Raw genomic sequence first — 18268 nt, 5'->3', positions numbered from 1 at the left:
TACTTACCTTAGGACTGAACAGAATTCAATTAATATGAGAAACCCATTATTGAAAATACATCCTTATCCCAATAACGACCAATAATACGGAAAGCATCTGCAGAACAGCTTTTCCTGGGAGCCGCTGTGAAAGCATTACTCCTAGGTTCGCGCCAATGATGACACCTGCTCCTCCAAAGAAAACGGTGATCCAGTCAATATTCTGGTAATAGAGGTGAGAAATGACTCCTACCGTGGAGTAGAGGCATAGAGATAAAATAGATGTAGCTGCTGCCTGGTGGGTGGGTACTTTAAACAGGTAAACTAAAATGGGAACGAGCAGCCAGCCGCCGCCGATTCCAAGGTAACTGGATAAGACACCCATTACAAGCCCTAAAGGAATAAGCAGGCTGCTGTTTAAAGCCTTTGTTTCTCCTTGTGTTGCTGCAGAGGGAACTGTCTTCTCCCACGGAGAGTTTTTATAAAATAAAAAGGCCCCAAGTCCCGTTAATATTGAGGCAAAAATAACATAAAAATATTGGGAAGAATATACCTGCAGCAGCCAAACACCCAGTAAGGCTCCTGGAAGGGCACTTATCCCGATTGTTAGGGCTGTTTTATATTGAATTTTTTTCTGTTTAGCATAACCGACAACACCGGTAATTGAATTAATTAGGACAATTACTAAGCCTGATCCGGCAGCTATTACCGGGTCCATATCCATGAGTAAAAGTAATGCCGGTACAAAAATGAAACCGCCGCCTGCTCCAACTATTGTGCCGTATCCTCCGGCAATAATTCCAATAATAAGCAACAGAATTCCTGTCGATAAATCCATAATTCTTCTCCTCTTTCTTCAATCACAAGTAGTTACCTCATCTTCTCATGGCCTGTGGAATAACCCAAATTAGTTTATTTTATACGGTATAACCAGATTGAATAAACGAGCATCCTCTAGTATGTTAAAATAGTATTTGCAGTAAGATAAGACAACTATTCGTATAGAAGGAAAGCATAAGGGGTGGCAGGTTGAATATAGCAAGCTTAAGAATGTTTTGCCATGTGGTGGAAGAAGGAAGTATTACGAAAGCAGCACACTTGAGTTTTGTGTCGCAACCTGCCGTCACGAGACAGATTCGCCAGCTGGAAGACAGTTATGGAACCGCGCTGTTTGACAGGGAAGAGGGAAGATTAAGCCTGACGGAAGCCGGCAAACTGCTTTACCCTTATGCAAAAGAAATCCTTGCGTTAAATAAAGAAGCGTATGAAGGGATTCAGGAGCAGCATGGTGAAATGGATAAAACCTTACGTGTCGGGGCAAGTCTCACTATTGGTGAATACCTGTTGCCCGGCTTGATTGGCCGGTTTAAAAACTTATATCCTGATATTAAATTCAGTTTATCGATAGGCAACACTCCCCTTATTATTGGCAAATTGGAAGCAGATGAAATCGATATCGCTTTAGTGGAAGGTGTCTTCCAACATGAGCCATACAAAAAACAAAAAATTGCCGATGATGAGCTGATATTAGTTACTGCCTACACTCATCGCTGGGGAGAAAGGGAAGAAATTCAGCTAGATGAGCTGTCGGAAGAAAAGATGATCTGGCGGGAAAAAGAGTCTGGGACCCGGCTAATCACAGAAGATGCATTAAGGCAGCATCATGTTCTGGATAAAATAGATAATGCCATGGAACTTGGCAGCACACAGGCAATAAAAAGCGCTGTGGAAGCTGGTTTAGGGATGAGTATTTTGCCCAAATTAACCCTCCAGAAAGAATTAAAATACAAAGCATTGCGGGAAATTCCTATTAAAGACTTCTCTCTCAGAAGGGATTTTTGGATGGTACAGAAAAAACGGCGATTCAGGAAGGAAGCGCAGGCTTATTTCGAAGCTTTTTTGACGAGTTAGTAGAAATGAACGTTTAGTTGTCCTGCTCGAATGCTGATTCCCATCGAATGAAATGTTGGATGAGTTTTTGGGACAATTGAATGGTCATACTAATTATAGGGTGTCGTTAGTTATAAATGGATAGGGATTCAGTAAAAAGCAAAAAAAGCCTGTAATGATTTTATTTAGGACACTGGTCGCTATATCCCAGCATAGATTAAGGACCTCCCCTCTGAGTTGACCGCTCTAATCCGGGAGATCCTTTTCCGTTGATGAGCCATCCTCCATTGAAGGGTACGGTTCAATGCGTAAACCGTTCCATTGCCGATGGAGCGGTTTTTATATTGCATGCAATGGTAATCTTTCTATGTGTATTATACCATCCATTGTACACTTTTATGATTTTAAGAGTTTCTTGACACAAGTCTTTTGAAAGACAGCAGATACGTGAATGTATAAAACAATTAAAGAATGGCTGAAAAAACGCAATCTCATCTTTTGCATGTGGTATAATAAAATGGAAAATTGGAGGAATTTATTGTGAATAAAGAGCCGTCTATCACTTTGAGAAATGATGCTTCTGGAGAAAAGGTATTAATTGATTTAATGGAAAAGTTGCTTCTTGCGGAAGAGCATCGTTTAAATGGTTGAAAAAGTTTATCACTTGATTCGGCTCACCAAAGACTAAAGAGAAAATTATTAGCAACTTATAATGTACAATTTTGCCGCAGTCGATAAAGACCTTGATGAGATTTCAGTTCTGATTTCTTGATGCCTAAAAGACAAATCTAACTCACTCCACAGAAACTACAACCCAGAATTCCACGCGTTTGAACGACAGATTTTGTTATCACCTTTAGAAGCCGTAAAACGAAACAGGCACACAACTAATATAAGTAGATTAAAAGATTGCCGCCAAAGATATCATGCAAGACAGAAAGGAACTGATCAAATGCTTATCGCCCTAATTCTGTTATCCATTGCTTTAATAATCCAAACCGTTTACATACTGTACTACAAGAACCAGATAAAGGATATCGGCAATCAATTGGCCTTCATTTCAAAACATAATTCCTTCAAATTTATCCAAACCCAAATCAAGCCTAAGGAAATCTATCAATTAATCAATTTGTGTAACACGATACTCCGCAATCAAAGAGAACTGAACCAGGAATTTATAAAGAAAAGTGAGGAAATCAATGCGACGATCGTTAGCCTGTCCCATGATATCCGAACCCCGATTACATCACTTGACGGCTATCTTCAGCTGGCCGAACGCTCCGAAGACGTTACAGAAAAGACGCAATATGTCACGATGGCCCAGACCAGAATAAAACAGATTACAACGCTTGTCGACGAGCTGTTTCTGTATACGAAACTACAAAACCCGGATTATACTTTGGAACTGGAACCGATCGATATTAGTAACGTGCTGAAAAGGCATCTATTCTCCTTTATCGACGAGTTTTCACAAAGCGGCGATGAACCGGATTTCATCCTCCCTGAATCACCGATTTATATCACGGGAAATGAAAGTGCGCTGGAAAGGGTATGCGAAAATATTCTAAGAAACTACTTTGTGCACGGAAAAGGCGTTTTAACTATCCGGTATGAAGAAAAGGAAAAGGAAGTTTTGTTTCACTTTACCAATTTGCTAAAGCGGAGCGAACCCATCGATCCTGGTAAAATATTCACCCGTTTCTACAAAGAAGACACATCACGCACGAACCATTCTTCGGGACTCGGACTTTCTATCGTTAAATCGCTGATGGAGAAAATGAACGGGGATGTCCATGCTGAGTTGAAGGATAACCAATTTATCATAAGTGTGGCCTTTACCAAGACGGAAAAGGAGAGTGTGAGATGAGGCAGCCCAGTATACTGATTATTGAGGACGATGAGCATATCAACAACATTATATACAACGTGCTGCGAAAAGAGGGTTTTCTGTGCACGCAGGCGTATTCCGGCAGTGAGGGAAAAATGCACGTTGCTCAACATGTCTATGAGCTGATTATATTGGATCTCATGCTGCCTGGTCTGTCGGGGGAGGCCTTTATGCATGAATTACGAACGGAATTAACGCACGATACACCTGTTATTGTTTTGTCGGCCAAGGACAAACTGGATCATAAATTAAACTTGTTCGATTTGGGAGCCGATGATTATGTCACAAAACCGTTTGAAGTGGAGGAATTGCTTGCCAGAATCCATGCACAGTTAAAAAGAAATGCCAAAACCGAATCCGGTGCTCCGTACAGGCATAAAAATCTGCTGATGGACACAGCTGCAATGAGCGTTCGCGTCCATAATGCTGAGTTAAATCTTACCAAACAGGAATACAAAATTATTGAGCTCCTGTTGAAAAATCCGACACGGGTGTTTACAAAGCAGGATTTGTATGAGCTTGCATGGGATGAGATGTATATAGGAGAAGACAAGACCATCACGGTTCACATCAGCAATATTCGCAATAAGATCAAGCACCATGACAGCGAGACTTACATTGACACGGTCTGGGGAATTGGCTTCCGGTTGAGTACATAATTTTTCCTTTGAACTTTCTTAACTTTTTCTTGGCGGTTTGTTAGCTTCTTTTTGCTAACCTTTTTATAGAGGAGGGCGTTGAACATGTCGCAAGCAATTATTGAAGTGAATCAGCTGACCAAACAATTCAAAGCGAAGACCGCAGTGCATAAGGCGGATTTCAAAATAGCGAAAGGCGAAATTTTTGGTTTGATTGGGCAAAATGGAGCAGGGAAGTCCACATTGCTGAAAATGATTGGTGGATTAATGTATCCGTCATCAGGAGAAATCCATTTATTTAATCATGCAGTTAGTGATAATCATGCTTATTTTGAACGAATGGGCTTGCTGATTGAGGACGCGGGGTTGCTTCCCCATTATTCCGCCTATGAAAATCTGGATTTGATAGCGATCTCCTATGGGCTAAAAGGCAGGAAAAAGCATATTAACGAACTGCTAAAGCTTGTCGGACTGGATGAATCAAACAAGACGAAGGTGAAAAACTATTCCATGGGGATGAAGCAACGACTTGGGATTGCTGTTGCGCTGATGGGAAGCCCCGATGTTTTGATTTTGGATGAACCGATCAACGGTTTGGATCCGCAGGGCATTTCCGAGGTCAGAAAGCTGATTTTGCAACTGAATAAAACCGGCATGACCATCATTATTTCCAGCCATATTCTGGAGGAACTGTCAAAAGTAGCGACCAAGTACGCGATCCTTCATGAGGGAGAAGTTATTGAGATTAATTCTAAAGAAGAGTTGCAGCTTAAATGCGAAGAGCGTATTGAAGTAGAAGTGGACGAAGCAAGAATGGCCATCCCCATCCTGGAAGAGCAACTGAATATAAAGAATTACAAAGTGATTAGCGATGGAACCGTGTATGTCTATGATACACATATTGAAAACCATCAAATAACAAAGGTTTTAGTTGAAAACGGAATTTCTGTTCATTCGATCCTGAAGCATAAGCAGAGTTTGGAACAATATTTTTTGAAGCGGACGGGAAGCGAGGTTGATTCTCATGATTAATCTCTTCAAAATGGACCTTCACCGCTTTAAAAACAATAGAATTATGTATTTATTGTTGTTCATCTACGCTGCCTTTCAAATCTTTGGCATCTTCATGATGAGTCAATACCCCGTTGAACAAGGTGGCATCCCAGTTAGTGCAATGAATGCCAGTGAGTTTATCCAATCAGTATTGTCGCAAACGCCATCATGGGTGCTGATGTATGTCGCTGTATTCAGTGTTTATTTCTATATGAGCGAATACAATACCGGATTCTACAAGAATTATATCTCCATGAAGAATGCGCGGATGTATTCCGTCCTTTCGAAAATCCTGATTCTGGGCCTGTTCGTGCTGCTTATGTTAACAACGATGGTTATTGCTGATCTTATCGGAAGAAGCATTTTCTTCGGTAATACAGCTATTGGAGATGTGGGCTTTTTTATAAAATTGCTTGTGGGCCAGTTTTTACTTCATTGGGCATTTTCCATTGTGGTCTTGTGTATCGCGATGATCACGAAAAACTTGATTGCCAGCTTAGTAATTGGGCTGGTCCTTGGGTTAAATGTACCTGGGATGATAGTGGGTGCAGTGGAATCTCTCATTAGTGATTTAAATGTGTCTTCCTACTTGCTGGTGAACACGATTACCAGCATAAAGGATTTGAATAACATGGGTGATGTCATCCACGTTGCTGGTGTTGCGGTAATTTTTATACTGTTATTTTCCTTTATTGCTGTTAGGTATAAGTTGAAAGAGGATTTGAAGTAGTTATAGGGCGTGATTCACAACAGTGGATCGCGTCATTTTTATGAGCAAATTAAATGAGTGACTATTCATTCACTTTGTGTTAGGTTAAAAGCAATAGAAGGGGAGGGGAGTCAATTTGTTTCAAGCATATGTTAGAGATGGCGTTACCTGTGTGGAAATGACTGTTCCGGAAATGGGGAAGGTTTTTGCCTTTTTAGTTGATGGCATGTTAGTTGATACGGGACCGCAGCGCTATGAATCTGATTTGGTGTCTTTTTACGGAAGCGTTTCCTTTGACCTGGTAGCTTTAACACACAGCCATGAAGACCACAGTGGTACGGCTCCATGGATTCAGGATAACCTGGATGTGCCAATCTATGTTCATCCAAAAGGAATCGACGTATGTGCGCAGGCGGTTCCATACCCGAAATATCGCCAGGATACCTGGGGGCTGCGAAAGGAATTTAAGGTGTTACCGATGAAAGATACGATTACATCCAGAAATAAAGAATGGAACGTGATTTACACACCTGGACACGCAAATGACCATAATTGTCTTTTTAACGATGAAACAGGGACGATGTTTTCAGGTGATTTATTTGTTTCCCCGAAGACAAAGGTAATCATGAGAAATGAATCTATCCCTGAGCGTTTGGATTCCCTCCGAAGCCTGCTCACCTATGACTTTGGGTCGATGTTTTGCTGTCATGCCGGTTACATAGAGGATGGAAAGGTGGCGATCGGCCGGAAATTAGAGTACCTGGAAAACCTTTATGGCGAAGTGAAAAATCTGCATGAAGAAGGGCTTGGAATTGAGGAAATCGATGAGAAACTTTTTCGGAAAAAGTACCCAATCACGTTTGTGTCTGAAGGAGAATGGGATTCGGTGCATATTGTCTCTTCTATTATTTCAGATCTAAAATAGTTTTTCTTAATTACTGCTATAAAACCAGGCCAATTTGAGCACATTAATTGAACTGTTTGAAATTTGCTTCTAAAATTAGAAGTATCAACTAGTTGATATATTAGATTCCAAAAACCAGAGGAGGAATTTTAGTGGCAGAAAAAGTTGTACTCATAACAGGTGGTGCGGGCGGAATCGGGATGGAAACCGCTCAGGAATTCCTAGATCAAGGTGACACCGTTGTACTTGTTGACATCAACCAGGAAGCGTTAACGAAGACGAAAGAAACATTAAAAGGCGATCAGGATAAGATTATGGTTGTTCAAGCTAACGTGACCGATGAGGAAGACGTGAAAAACTATGTGAAACAGACATTAGATGCCTATGGCCGTATTGACGTATTCTTCAATAACGCTGGTGTCAACGGTCCTTTCGAGAAAATTAAAGACTTGTCCAAAGATCAGTTTGAAAGTGTGATGGGCATTAATGTAACCGGTATCTTCCTTGGACTAAAACATGTCATACCGCAAATGGAGTCACAGGGTTCAGGAAGTATTATTAACACAGCGTCCAACGCGGCATATATCGGTTCTGCAGGGATGTCCGGCTACATTGCATCTAAACACGCGGTTGCCGGGCTGACGAAAACAGCTGCCCTGGAAGCGGCAGAAAGCGGTGTTCGCGTAAATGCGGTTGCGCCGGCGGCAATCGATACACAAATGCTGTCGACCATCCAGCAAAACACATCTCCTGATGACCCGGAAGCAGCGGCAGAAGCCATCAGACAGGGAATACCTGCAGGCCGCTTTGGAACGCCAAAAGAAGTAGCACAAGTTGTGCTGTTCCTTGCTTCCGACAACGCAACGTTTGTAAACGGATCCCTGTATAATGTGGACGGTGGAATGCAGGCAGATTAAAAAATTTATAAGCTGAATACCTGATTAAAACGCATGTTGGAGTAAAATTCACTCCGGCATGCTTTTTTTATTGGTGTGATATTCAACAAAAACATAATAAAAAACATAAATTATTTATTGTAAATCAATAAATAACCTGCTATAATCAATCTGAAAACAACCGAATAGAGGTGCTTTTTATGAAACAAGTTTCAACGTTATTTTTAAAAATAATTATTATCATTATTGGGATTCCTGTACTTGCCTTATGTTTATTTGTATTGCCACAGATAGTAAATGAAGCGGTTGGGCAAGCAGCAAATGGCGCTGCGCTCGGCTACATTGTACTTGGTATTTTAATTGTTATGTATATAGCAGCGATACCGTTTTATTTGGCATTGTATCAAACGTTAAAATTATTGAGTTATATTGAGAAGAATCAAGCCTTTTCTCAAGCCTCTGTTATAGCCCTGAAAAAAATAAAAAATTACGCCAAAATACTCAGTGGCTTATATATTGTCATACTGCCATTGGTTTCCATCGTGGCGGAGTGGGATGACGCACCGGGTCTTCTATTAATTGGGATGGTAATTAGCGGTGCTTCATTCGTTATTGCAGTCTTTGCTTCTGTTCTCCAAAGACTCTTGCAACAAGCTATTGATATAAAAGAAGAAAATGATCTAACGGTCTGAGGTGAAAACAATGGCGATTATCATAAATATAGATGTGATGCTGGCAAAGCGGAAAATGAGCGTAACGGAGCTTTCCGAGCGGGTAGGAATCACCATGGCCAATCTTTCCATATTGAAAAATGGAAAAGCAAAGGCAGTTCGGTTATCAACGTTGGAGGGGATATGCAAGGCGTTGGATTGTCAGCCTGGGGATCTTTTGGAATACCGGAGTGATGAGGATACTCAAGAGCTATAAGGAGGGTGAAGTCAGATGTGCAAAGGCAGTCCTGCCCATGTGGCGATTATCATGGATGGCAATGGCAGGTGGGGCAAAAAAAGAGGGATAAGCCGAAGTGAAGGCCATTATGCGGGTTCAAAACGAATGGAAGAGATTATTGATGCGAGTATTGAGCTGGGTATCAACGTGCTGACGCTGTATGCATTTTCCTCGGAAAACTGGTCCAGACCCCACGATGAGGTGAAGTACCTGATGGATTTGCCGGTACGATTCTTTCATAAAAAGCTTCCGGAATTTATGAAAAGGAATATTCAGATCCGAATTTCCGGCAACCTGACGCCCGTTCCCGGTAAAACCCGGGAAGTGCTGGAAAAGGCGGTTACTTCGACAGCGAATAATACCGGCATGATCGTCAATTTCGCCTTCAATTATGGCGGCAGAGGGGATATTGTTCATGCCGCGAAAATGCTGATGGAGGAAGTCAGGAATGGGAAGATCAGCGAGGAAGATATTACAGAGAAAAAGCTGCAGCAGTGTTTGTACACGGGAGATCTGCCGTCCCCCGACATGGTTATTCGGACGGGCGGGGAGCGGAGACTAAGTAATTTCCTGCTTTGGCAGTCGGCTGAATCGGAACTGTATTTCTCGGATGTTCATTTTCCTGATTTTACGGGGGAGATGTTTGCTAAAGCGATTGGCCAGCAATTGGGGAAGCGTTATTTGAGTGGATGAATGGAGGATGGCTGAGTGATGAGAGCACTAAAGCAACTTGTTCGTTTTGGCTGGCAGCAGGCCCTATCTTGCTTGTTTCCTGTCGTTATTTTTGCTTCTTTGGCTTTTACACAAGTTGTGGATCTACCCTTCCTGCCGCGATATGACTGGTTGCTGATCATCTGCTTGCTGATGCAATGGTTTATGTTGCGTTCAGGGCTGGAAACACTGGATGAGCTAAAGGTAATCACCTTATTTCACCTGATTGGCCTCGCGCTGGAAATTTTCAAGGTACATATGGGCTCCTGGTCGTACCCGGAGGAAGGCTATTCAAAAATTTTTGGTGTGCCATTATATAGCGGATTCATGTACGCAAGTGTAGCGAGTTATCTCTGCCAGGCGTGGAGGCGACTGAATGTGGGATTGGTTCATTGGCCGCCTTTTTTGGTTGTTGTCCCTCTTGCTGCCGCAATTTACTTAAATTTTTTCACCCACCATTATTGGGTGGACGTTCGCTGGTGGTTAGCCGGACTTGTCATCGTCGTCTTTTGGCAATCATGGGTCATATACGAGGTTGGCGGAATCCGTTACCGTATGCCGCTCGCTCTCTCCTTTGTGCTAATTGGATTTTTCATCTGGATAGCAGAAAATATCGCGACTTACTTTGGTGCATGGGAATATCCTAACCAAACCGATGCATGGAGCCTCGTGCATGTGGGGAAGGTGAGTTCATGGCTTTTGCTGGTAATTGTTAGCTTTCTGATTGTAGCGACGTTGAAGCGGGTTAAGGGGGAGGATTAGGAGTTTTTTACTCGCATCGCATTAAATATGGAGGATTTTCGGGCCATCAGCATTGGACAGCCCGAGGCAGCGAATCATTTTTTGCCAAAAGTGATGGCAATTCTGTTCCAGAGATTGACTGTGTTTATCATCATGACAATCTCTATATATTCTTTGTCCGAAAAGTACTTTGACACCATGTGATAAAGATCATCACTGATTTCATTTTGCGCTATTAGGGTTATTCTTTCTGCTAATTCTAAGCAAACACGTTCTTTATCGGAAAAAAACATCTTCCTCTTTCCAGTTTTTTAATGCGGATATTCTCGCTTCCTCCCCGAATTTGATTGCTTTTTTCGAATGTAAATTTATGCAATAGGGACAGCCATTAATTTGGGACACCTTTAACCTTAATAACTCCGCAAACCCTTTAAGTCCCGGGCTATGGCTTCTTTAATGTATCCTTGCAACTGTTTCTTCTCCTCTTTTGTCCCCTCCATATTGTCAATAAACGAAGAAAAATATTGGTCGTAAAGAGAAGGTTCGTCTGGTTTTTCTTCCACAACACTAATTTTCAGCTTTTGGTTTGTGGTTTCAAGGTTCCCTACCACATCGGAAAAGGTCAGTTTATCCAGTTGCAGGCTTTCTGTGTTAATAGGCTGTTGAGTTAAAACTTGATTTGATGTCAGGCGTCGTCCATTAATAAAGTTCAGTTGTTGACTGTTGAAAACGTTTAGTGATGAAGACATTGTTTCAGCTCCTCTTTTTAGTGAGACTGATAGATGGAATAAGCTTCTGTCCATTTTTGGGTAGTAATACTCTCCTGCTTATCGGTCATTTTTTTCATTTGTTTAGTGATTGTCTTTTTTTTATGAAAAATGGCAGTTTGAATAGGAACAATCTTGAAAGTACATATCGTAGCTTTTGGTTTTTGTTAGTTCAGTAGAGATGAAGGAGGAAGGATCAAATCCACTATTAAGAAATAGATTCCATATGGTATAATTGCCCAAACGATTATAGAATAGCTTAGGTGAAGGGGTGGAAGAGCTATATGTGGAAAAAGGGCTATGCTGCTTTCATTTTATGTATCTTTCTACTTGGAGGTTGCTCTACGTCCTCAGGGCAAGATGATGGAACAGAAACGCAGCCAGCCGAGTCGGAAGAGACAGCGGAAGCAGAACAAACAGACGAACCGGAAGCGGAAAAACCAGAAGAAGCGAATACAAATGAAACGCAGGGCGAGGCGGCAGATGAATTTTTTGCAGATCTTCCAGAACCGCCTGAAAATATGGAAGAACTGTTAGCTTATCCAAGCGGCCAATTTTCCGGGAAAGAGTATGAAGATCAGCAGCAGAAAATTGAAGAAGTGCTGGATCAGTTTCCGGTTTCGGGGGAGGAATTCAGTGAGGAAGAGGCAGATGCATATTGGCAAAAGCTTTTGTCGCTGTTTGCAGAGGAATTTCCAGACCCTCAGGATGTTGTTGACCAGTGGGGTACATATGATGTTGGAGGCCCAGAAATAAATGGGGAGGAAATCCAGTTCAAAGAAAATTACAATGTCGAAATTATCTTGGACTCCAGTGGAAGCATGGCGAATTACCAAGGGGATCAGACCAGGATGGAACTGGCCAAGGAAGCAATTGCAGAATTCGGGGAAAGTTTGCCGGAGGAAGCAAATGTCGGACTTCGAGTATATGGATTTGAAGGAAGCAATGCCAGTGAAGATAAAGAAATTTCCTGTGCGAGCAATGAACTTGTGTATGGCATGGCACCTTATGATGAAGAAGGACTGGCTGAGGCGATGGAGAAGTTTAGTCCGACAGGCTGGACACCGCTCGCTGAGGCAATTTCTCTAGCCAAGTCGGATCTTTCCGAATATGATGGGGAAAACAACACCAATCTCATTTATATAGTCAGCGATGGCGTAGAGACCTGTGACGGGGATCCGGTTCAGGAGGCAGAGGATCTTGCTGCATCCAATATTACTCCTATTGTCAACGTGATTGGTTTTGGTGTAGACAACGAAGGGCAAAAGCAGCTGGAAGAAGTTGCAGAGGCAGCAGACGGGACCTATGCGGATGTCGATAACCAGGAACAGCTGCAGGATGAATTTCAGCGGGCTGCAGAGCTTGCCGGCGAATGGCGATTGTGGCGGGCCAATGCAATGGGTGATGCAAGAATGGAAAATGTGGACAGAGCCCAGATGATGCGTGATTTTCGTGGAGAATGGACCGATCGCTATCGAATGGAAAATCATAATTTTAAAAAGGTATTTGATTATTTGGACTATGAGAGGGAGGCCATTAGCCTGGATTTCAAGATGAAATTATATGATCGGCGGGATGCACGCGTGGATATGCTCATAGAACTCAAAAACCAAGCATGGGATGATTTAGCAGAAGTAAAGGATAAAGATTTTGAAGATGCTACTAATGAAATTCAGGAAAAATATGATCAGAATGCGCCGGATTAGGGTTATCCATGAGTATAGCAAATGCAAAAATAAATAAAAGGGGACTGGACATATCCAGTTCCTTTAGGTGTAGCCCGAAGCATCCACTGCTATTCTTTATTTATAATTCTAAAATAAAACTATTGGGCAAAATATTCAACACATTAATTTTGCCGGAGCTAAGGCATGTTTAACTCGAAAATAAACCGCATGAAATCTTAAATTAGATTCCATGCGGTTTATTCATTAAAAAGAGCTATGCCCAGTCTCTTTTCACACTAATTCTTATTCACCGACGCATCATAAATAGAATCAACCGCCTCTTTCAATGCTGCGTTGAATTCTTCGTCCGACTGATCGACATGTAAGTCTGCACTTAATGCCCTAGAGAAGCTGGCGATCAAGCCATCATTTTCTTTTAATTTCTCATTTGCTTCTTCGCGGGAATAACCGCCGGAAAGTGCAACAACACGCAGCACACGCGGGTGATCGATTAATTCTTTATAAGCATTTGCCGCAGTTGGAATGGATAATTTGAGCATCACATTCTGATCTTCATTTAGCTGACTCAACTGCTTCAATAGCTCATCTTTTAATATTTCTTCGGATTGTTCTTTATCACTCGAGTGGATATCAACTTCCGGCTCGATAATTGGGACAAGCCCTGCTGCGAGAATTTGCTTTCCAATCTGAAATTGCTGGTCAGCTACTTCTTCAATGCCTTGTGCGTTCGCCTCTTTAATGACGGAGCGCATTTTTGTGCCAAAGATGTGGCGCTCGTTCGCTCGGTTCAATGTTTCTTCCAAGTCATTAATTGGTTTCATCTTCTGTACGCCATTGGCAACGTCAGCCAAACCTTTGTCGACTTTTAAAAATGGTACGATGCCTTTTTCTTCAGCCAAATAATCAGCCGTGTATTTGCCTTCGATTTCCCGGTCCATGGTTTGTTCAAATAAAATGGCCCCGAGAATATGCTCTGAATCAAAAGCAGGGGAGGTGATGATTCGCGTCCGCATTTGATGTACCAGGTCGAACATTTCCTCTTCGTTTGCAAAATCATTTTCCGATACACCGTAAGCTGCTAAGGCCTTTGGCGTACTGCCACCGCTCTGGTCCAATGCTGCGATGAATCCTTTTCCATTCTTGATCTTTTCCAGGTGTTTTTCCTGCATCTATTCCACTCCTTTTCACACGTTCTATCATGTTCTATTGTAACACTTTATGCATGGCTGGAGGTCAAATAAACATTCACTCAAAATACTTAAAATTCCGCTGCAGCTTTTCTTTATACAGCTCTAACCTTTTGATTTTCTTGAAAGTGGCGAGCGACAAAACAGCAACCATAATAAGCAGCCATTCTTTTCCTTCTTGTTGATCACTAATAATTTTCTCCAACGAACTCCCACCACCTGCAATAGAGTTTGTTGGTTTAAATATACCGAAAGCCAGCCAAACTGGCAAATATTCGGCCAATGGATGGGTGACAACTTAACCCTCATTGTTCTTCGTCATATCTTTCACTTTTTCCATCCCTTGCTTCGCCATCTCATCGGCAATCATCACAACATCTGTATCATAATTTGCCTCTTTTGACACATCGAATTGGAGATTTTCTGCATAAGGAGACGGTTTATTTATCATAAAAGCAGAGGTTATTTCACAATACTTGTCTCGGGCTTCTTCAGCGCTCAATTCATCTTTTACGATATCATTCATCAAGTTGAGGGCGAGGATATTAGCAGCTTCCATATCACATCTGGAAGACACTTCCCCTCGTGTTCTTTCCACGATCACACTGCCATCAAATTTGGCAAGTTCGCTAAACTTTTCAGGTGGCACGGAATAGTTTATATAGTTTTCGATCACATCCGTATGTGGCTGGGGAAAATCGTGCGGAATTTCATCACGATAAATAATTGTCCGTTTCCAGGGTCCGTTGTTATACCAGATTAACCTGCTTTCCGTTGCTTCGTTTGGCGAACCGTATTGTTTAACGGTCTGGTTGGCCATCTTTTTGGCCATCGCGTTCCAATCATTGATGATACTTTCAACCAATTTCATATCAAGGACTGATTCGGTTGTTTTCTCAGCGCCGCCAAAGGTTTGTACCTTGAGATCACTTCCCATGGCAGTTGCTGCTGTTTTTAATTTTTCTTCTTGTTCCATCGATTTCACTCTCTTCATCTTGTATTTCTTCTTATTGTCAGGAAAGACCCTGGAATTTATACCGGGGCAAACCATATCAAACGAAGATAACTGTAGGAGTGGCATGATGCATATGGATGATTAAAGCGGCGAGATTTAAGGCTAAAGTGTCAATTTGTTATTTGCCTCGCTCTATAGTTGATTCAATCACTTCATTTTTCACTTCCAGCATATATTCCTTTAAAACAAATTCTCTTCCCCCATGCTGGTCATACCACGTTTTTACACGTGCAACATGGGCCGAGTCGTTTCTGATAGCTGATTCAATATCCAAGTAATCCTCATAGCTGTCATATTCCCAGATTGCAAAAATTTCGGTGGTGCCATCTTTGTTATCCTTCATCCATCGCCCTATCAGTCGGGAACCGTGTTTTACCTGGTTCGGCAGATTGGTTTTGTTAAAGTGTTCGTTCAGTGTTTCCGCAAATTCGCTTTTGATGAGGTAGCTTTTTCTTCTATGGAACAAAATTTCCCCTCCTATGTATATCGGACATGTACCCCTAATTGCTGTCCAATCTCTCAATATAATTAGTATAGATTCTGGGTGGATTAGATTCCCTTATAAAGTCACCATAAACACGCACTTTCTGGTTTATCCTGAGCCCTCGAAATATATTTTGGTCCTTAGCTTGAGTGTTCTGGGAAACGATAACGTAATCGTCCAAAGTGAAATAACCCGTTAACCTTTCCACCATATTTATTGGTTCATCCGCTATCCATATAAAACCGATTCCTCTGAAAACAACGTAGCCCTCTTTGGTCAAATAATGATCGGGCAAGTCTGCTGCGTCAATGGTAACCTCTTCTTGGGGGGTTAGTCCGCCAATAGTTAGGTAAAATGCCAGAACAAGCAAGCTGGCTGTGAGCAGTCTTTTATATGGTGGAGAAGTATGCAATGTAAAGCAACCCTCAGCCGAGTTTTGGAATCAGAGTCATTTTCATTGGATAAATTCAATAGTTTTAGCTGTTCTTTCAGCGATAGTTTTCCCCATAATTTGCTCCACAAGATATAGCGCCATGTTAATTCCTGAAGAAACCCCTCCGGAAGTTATGAGATTACTGTCATGTACAACTTTGCTGTCTGATACTACTCGAATGCTGGGATATTTTTCTTGCAGCACTTTCAATGCTAAATGGTGGGTTGTTGCTTTCTTTCCATCTAACAAACCAGTTGCACCTAATATATATGCACCGGTACAAACTGAACATACGTACTCAATATTTTTGTTTTTATTAATCCAGTCTATTATCTTTTGGTTTTTAGCCACGGATTGAACTGCTCTTAATGGCCCACCTGGAATTATTAGAATATCCATCTCAGGAACATCATCAATACTAAAATCGGGTTCTACTTTTATCCCTGAATGAGTTTTTATTTGCACCCCTGTTTCCGATATAGTAACCACTTCGAAAGGTTTCGTGGGCAATAAATGCTTCTTGTAAAGGATAATGGTTTGCTCAGCTTTATTGTTGGCAGTTAATGATAGGACTTCAGCTGGTCCTGTGAAATCTAAAACATCTACATAATCATAAAGTTAAATTCCCACTTGCCTCTTTTTCATCCTTATGTCCCTTTCATGATGAAATCTGCATCACTCTTATCATAAATAAATTTTAAATAACTGTAAACATTTAGATATTTGTGTTATTCTCTTTTTATTAGAGCTGTAAAAACGTGCATGGGGTGATCTCATGAAAAAGGTTTATATTATAAGACATTGCGAGGCACAAGGTCAGTCAGGCGAGGCGCTGCTGACAGAAGAAGGACGAAAACAAGCGCTGGAGCTGGCTAATCATTTTTCTGGCATGAAGATTGACCGTATATTATCAAGTCCATTTGAACGTGCGTTTCAATCCATCAAGCCGTTGGCAGAGCAATTGAACCTTACTGTAGAAATGAATCAGCAATTAACAGAACGCGTTCTCAGTACAGAAAATTTATCTGACTGGTTACCCAAATTGCGAGCAACGTTTGATGACATGGATTTGAGATATGCAGGTGGAGAGTCCAGCAGGGAAGCAATGAAGCGAATAGGGGAAGTGTTGCAGGGTGTTTGGGAAAGTGAGGCTGAAAATACAATTATTGTGACACATGGGAATTTGATGTCATTGCTCTTAAAACATATAAACGAGGAGTTCGGGTTTGGTGAGTGGAAAAAGCTTAGCAATCCAGATGTGTTTCTTTTAACAAATGACAGAGATAATGTAGCCTTTGAAAGAGTGTGGAGCCGCGGCAAGCAGAAAAAAGGGTCAGGGTCAGGGAGAGGGTGATAGAAGTGACACATGCAAAAACTGTATTGCTAAATCAATTGTCAGCAAATGCAAATGATTGCAGCTGGTATGTCACTTTTCAGGAAGCGGTTGAGGGGATTTCCGAAAAAGAAGCATTTTGGAAGCCTGATGGGGAAAGTCATAGTATCGCAGAGATTGTGCATCACCTTATTTATTGGAATGAGATATGGCAATTCAGATATGAACAGTCCAATTTTAACGTACTTCCGAAAGAAGTCTCCCTCTTCAAGCGTGTGAAGGGCGCAACCCAACGGTAAGGGGGAGATGAATTTCGGTTGGAGGACAGCCCAAAGGCTTTTTCTTTTGCCTTTTTGTTCATCATGGTATAATCAGTCTTATAAACATAAGGGTTGATATAACAATGAAATTAGACAGCAATAATCATTCAGTATTCTCGATGTATTACCATCTTGTGTTAGTCGTGAAGTATCGAAGGAAAGTAATAGATGATACCATTTCACATTATGCTAAAGATAAATTTGTGTCATTGAGTGAAAAATATAATATCACATTAGTCGAATGGAATCATGATATGGATCATATTCATATCTTGTTCAAAGCACAACCCAACAGTGAATTATCGAAATTCATCAACACCTATAAAAGTGCCAGTTCAAGGCTTATCAAGAAGAATTTTCCTCATGTTCGTAAAAAGCTATGGAAAGAAATGTTTTGGTCAAGAAGTTTTTGTTTGTTGACGACTGGTGGTTCCCCTATTGAAGTGGTGAAAAAATATATTGAAAATCAAGGGATAAAGTGAGGTGATTTGATATGACTAAACAAAATAAAGCGTACAAGTTCAGATTATATCCAACAGATGAACAGGCTTTGATTATACGCAAGACTTTCGGATGTGTTCGTTTCGTCTACAACAATATGTTAGCTGAACGAAAAGGGACTTATGAGTTATGGAAAGATGATAAAGCTGCCTTAAAAAAAGTGAAGAACCCTACTCCTGCTAA

Annotated in this window: 22 protein-coding genes and 2 pseudogenes; 16 read left to right on the top strand and 8 right to left on the bottom strand. The window is 41.4% G+C overall.

The genetic code is table 11. The features are described from left to right. Nucleotides 1–46: 46 nt before the first annotated feature. The gene (locus CEG13_RS16500) at nucleotides 47–817 is read right to left on the bottom strand and encodes a sulfite exporter TauE/SafE family protein (RefSeq protein WP_100012995.1); all 771 of its coding nucleotides are present in this window, start codon (nucleotides 815–817) and stop codon (nucleotides 47–49) included. A 191-nt stretch (nucleotides 818–1008) separates the two neighbouring features. Between CEG13_RS16500 and CEG13_RS16495 the strand changes: the two genes are divergently transcribed. The 11 genes from CEG13_RS16495 to CEG13_RS16440 all read left to right on the top strand — a co-directional run bounded on the left by CEG13_RS16495 (nucleotide 1009) and on the right by CEG13_RS16440 (nucleotide 10378). Continuing rightward, entirely contained in the window at nucleotides 1009–1890 is an 882-nt protein-coding gene (locus tag CEG13_RS16495) for a LysR family transcriptional regulator (protein WP_239984687.1), read from the top strand. Between the two features lie 931 nt (nucleotides 1891–2821). Beyond that, on the top strand, nucleotides 2822–3736 hold the full coding sequence (locus CEG13_RS16485) for a sensor histidine kinase (RefSeq protein WP_100012994.1): 915 nt from the start codon (nucleotides 2822–2824) through the stop codon (nucleotides 3734–3736). Next, on the top strand, nucleotides 3733–4416 hold the full coding sequence (locus tag CEG13_RS16480; RefSeq protein WP_100012993.1) for a response regulator transcription factor: 684 nt from the start codon (nucleotides 3733–3735) through the stop codon (nucleotides 4414–4416). Before CEG13_RS16485 ends, CEG13_RS16480 begins: the two co-directional genes overlap by 4 nt. An 84-nt stretch (nucleotides 4417–4500) precedes the next feature. Then, the gene (locus CEG13_RS16475; RefSeq protein ID WP_192869561.1) at nucleotides 4501–5427 is read left to right on the top strand and encodes an ABC transporter ATP-binding protein; all 927 of its coding nucleotides are present in this window, start codon (nucleotides 4501–4503) and stop codon (nucleotides 5425–5427) included. Beyond that, a complete protein-coding gene (locus tag CEG13_RS16470; RefSeq protein ID WP_100012991.1) occupies nucleotides 5420–6178 on the top strand; it encodes an ABC transporter permease in 759 nt (252 codons plus the stop codon). Before CEG13_RS16475 ends, CEG13_RS16470 begins: the two co-directional genes overlap by 8 nt. A 115-nt stretch (nucleotides 6179–6293) precedes the next feature. After that, nucleotides 6294–7082, top strand: coding sequence for an MBL fold metallo-hydrolase (locus CEG13_RS16465; RefSeq protein WP_100012990.1), 789 nt, complete (start codon nucleotides 6294–6296; stop codon nucleotides 7080–7082). Between the two features lie 131 nt (nucleotides 7083–7213). Continuing rightward, the gene (locus CEG13_RS16460; RefSeq protein ID WP_100012989.1) at nucleotides 7214–7978 is read left to right on the top strand and encodes an SDR family NAD(P)-dependent oxidoreductase; all 765 of its coding nucleotides are present in this window, start codon (nucleotides 7214–7216) and stop codon (nucleotides 7976–7978) included. A gap of 179 nt (nucleotides 7979–8157) precedes the next feature. Beyond that, the gene (locus CEG13_RS16455; RefSeq protein ID WP_100012988.1) at nucleotides 8158–8649 is read left to right on the top strand and encodes a DUF2975 domain-containing protein; all 492 of its coding nucleotides are present in this window, start codon (nucleotides 8158–8160) and stop codon (nucleotides 8647–8649) included. A 10-nt stretch (nucleotides 8650–8659) separates the two neighbouring features. Then, nucleotides 8660–8884: a helix-turn-helix domain-containing protein gene (locus CEG13_RS16450; protein WP_100012987.1), complete on the top strand. Its 225-nt coding sequence runs from the start codon at nucleotides 8660–8662 to the stop codon at nucleotides 8882–8884. Nucleotides 8885–8899: 15 nt separating this feature from the next. Further along, complete coding sequence (gene uppS, locus CEG13_RS16445) at nucleotides 8900–9598, top strand: polyprenyl diphosphate synthase (protein ID WP_100012986.1); 699 nt, start codon at nucleotides 8900–8902, stop codon at nucleotides 9596–9598. A gap of 18 nt (nucleotides 9599–9616) precedes the next feature. Continuing rightward, nucleotides 9617–10378 carry a DUF817 domain-containing protein gene (locus CEG13_RS16440; protein ID WP_100012985.1) on the top strand — a complete coding sequence of 254 codons (762 nt, stop codon included), beginning with the start codon at nucleotides 9617–9619 and terminating at the stop codon, nucleotides 10376–10378. 255 nt (nucleotides 10379–10633) lie between these two features. Here the strand turns inward: CEG13_RS16440 and CEG13_RS19410 are convergent, their stop codons facing one another. Together CEG13_RS19410 and CEG13_RS16430 are read right to left on the bottom strand one after the other, a co-directional pair. Continuing rightward, entirely contained in the window at nucleotides 10634–10759 is a 126-nt protein-coding gene (locus CEG13_RS19410; RefSeq protein WP_100012984.1) for a carboxymuconolactone decarboxylase family protein, read from the bottom strand. 8 nt (nucleotides 10760–10767) lie between these two features. After that, nucleotides 10768–11106, bottom strand: coding sequence for a hypothetical protein (locus CEG13_RS16430; protein WP_100012983.1), 339 nt, complete (start codon nucleotides 11104–11106; stop codon nucleotides 10768–10770). Between the two features lie 302 nt (nucleotides 11107–11408). On the opposite strand from CEG13_RS16430, the gene CEG13_RS16425 reads away from it, so the two are divergent. Continuing rightward, nucleotides 11409–12830, top strand: a complete 1422-nt coding sequence (locus CEG13_RS16425) for a vWA domain-containing protein (RefSeq protein ID WP_100012982.1) — start codon at nucleotides 11409–11411, stop codon at nucleotides 12828–12830. 257 nt (nucleotides 12831–13087) lie between these two features. On the opposite strand, the gene CEG13_RS16420 is transcribed toward CEG13_RS16425, so the two are convergent. The 5 genes and pseudogenes from CEG13_RS16420 to CEG13_RS16400 form a co-directional block, all read right to left on the bottom strand. Continuing rightward, the gene (locus tag CEG13_RS16420; RefSeq protein ID WP_100012981.1) at nucleotides 13088–13981 is read right to left on the bottom strand and encodes a fructose bisphosphate aldolase; all 894 of its coding nucleotides are present in this window, start codon (nucleotides 13979–13981) and stop codon (nucleotides 13088–13090) included. 76 nt (nucleotides 13982–14057) lie between these two features. After that, on the bottom strand, nucleotides 14058–14204 hold the full coding sequence (locus tag CEG13_RS18940; RefSeq protein WP_192869560.1) for a hypothetical protein: 147 nt from the start codon (nucleotides 14202–14204) through the stop codon (nucleotides 14058–14060). A 93-nt stretch (nucleotides 14205–14297) separates the two neighbouring features. Beyond that, complete coding sequence (locus CEG13_RS16415; RefSeq protein WP_143469689.1) at nucleotides 14298–14993, bottom strand: hypothetical protein; 696 nt, start codon at nucleotides 14991–14993, stop codon at nucleotides 14298–14300. 139 nt (nucleotides 14994–15132) lie between these two features. Continuing rightward, nucleotides 15133–15480 carry an NIPSNAP family protein gene (locus CEG13_RS16410; protein WP_100012979.1) on the bottom strand — a complete coding sequence of 116 codons (348 nt, stop codon included), beginning with the start codon at nucleotides 15478–15480 and terminating at the stop codon, nucleotides 15133–15135. Nucleotides 15481–15952: 472 nt separating this feature from the next. Further along, nucleotides 15953–16486: pseudogene (locus tag CEG13_RS16400) on the bottom strand (DJ-1/PfpI family protein); the annotation flags it as partial. Between the two features lie 220 nt (nucleotides 16487–16706). Here CEG13_RS16400 and CEG13_RS16395 point away from each other — a divergent pair. The 4 genes and pseudogenes from CEG13_RS16395 to CEG13_RS16380 all read left to right on the top strand — a co-directional run. Next, nucleotides 16707–17285, top strand: coding sequence for a histidine phosphatase family protein (locus CEG13_RS16395; RefSeq protein ID WP_100012976.1), 579 nt, complete (start codon nucleotides 16707–16709; stop codon nucleotides 17283–17285). Between the two features lie 5 nt (nucleotides 17286–17290). Beyond that, nucleotides 17291–17515 (top strand): annotated as a pseudogene (locus tag CEG13_RS16390) (DinB family protein); the annotation flags it as partial. A gap of 152 nt (nucleotides 17516–17667) precedes the next feature. Continuing rightward, the gene (gene tnpA / locus CEG13_RS16385) at nucleotides 17668–18066 is read left to right on the top strand and encodes an IS200/IS605 family transposase (RefSeq protein WP_100012974.1); all 399 of its coding nucleotides are present in this window, start codon (nucleotides 17668–17670) and stop codon (nucleotides 18064–18066) included. Between the two features lie 11 nt (nucleotides 18067–18077). After that, nucleotides 18078–18268, top strand: a 191-nt coding sequence (locus CEG13_RS16380) for a helix-turn-helix domain-containing protein (RefSeq protein ID WP_158234718.1), incomplete at its 3' end; no start/stop codon positions are given.

Source organism: Lentibacillus sediminis (assembly GCF_002763455.1).
Taxonomy (GTDB): domain Bacteria; phylum Bacillota; class Bacilli; order Bacillales; family Amphibacillaceae; genus Lentibacillus_D; species Lentibacillus_D sediminis_A.
Note: the sequence above shows the minus strand (reverse complement) of the source record. Positions and strands in the feature narration are given on the sequence as shown.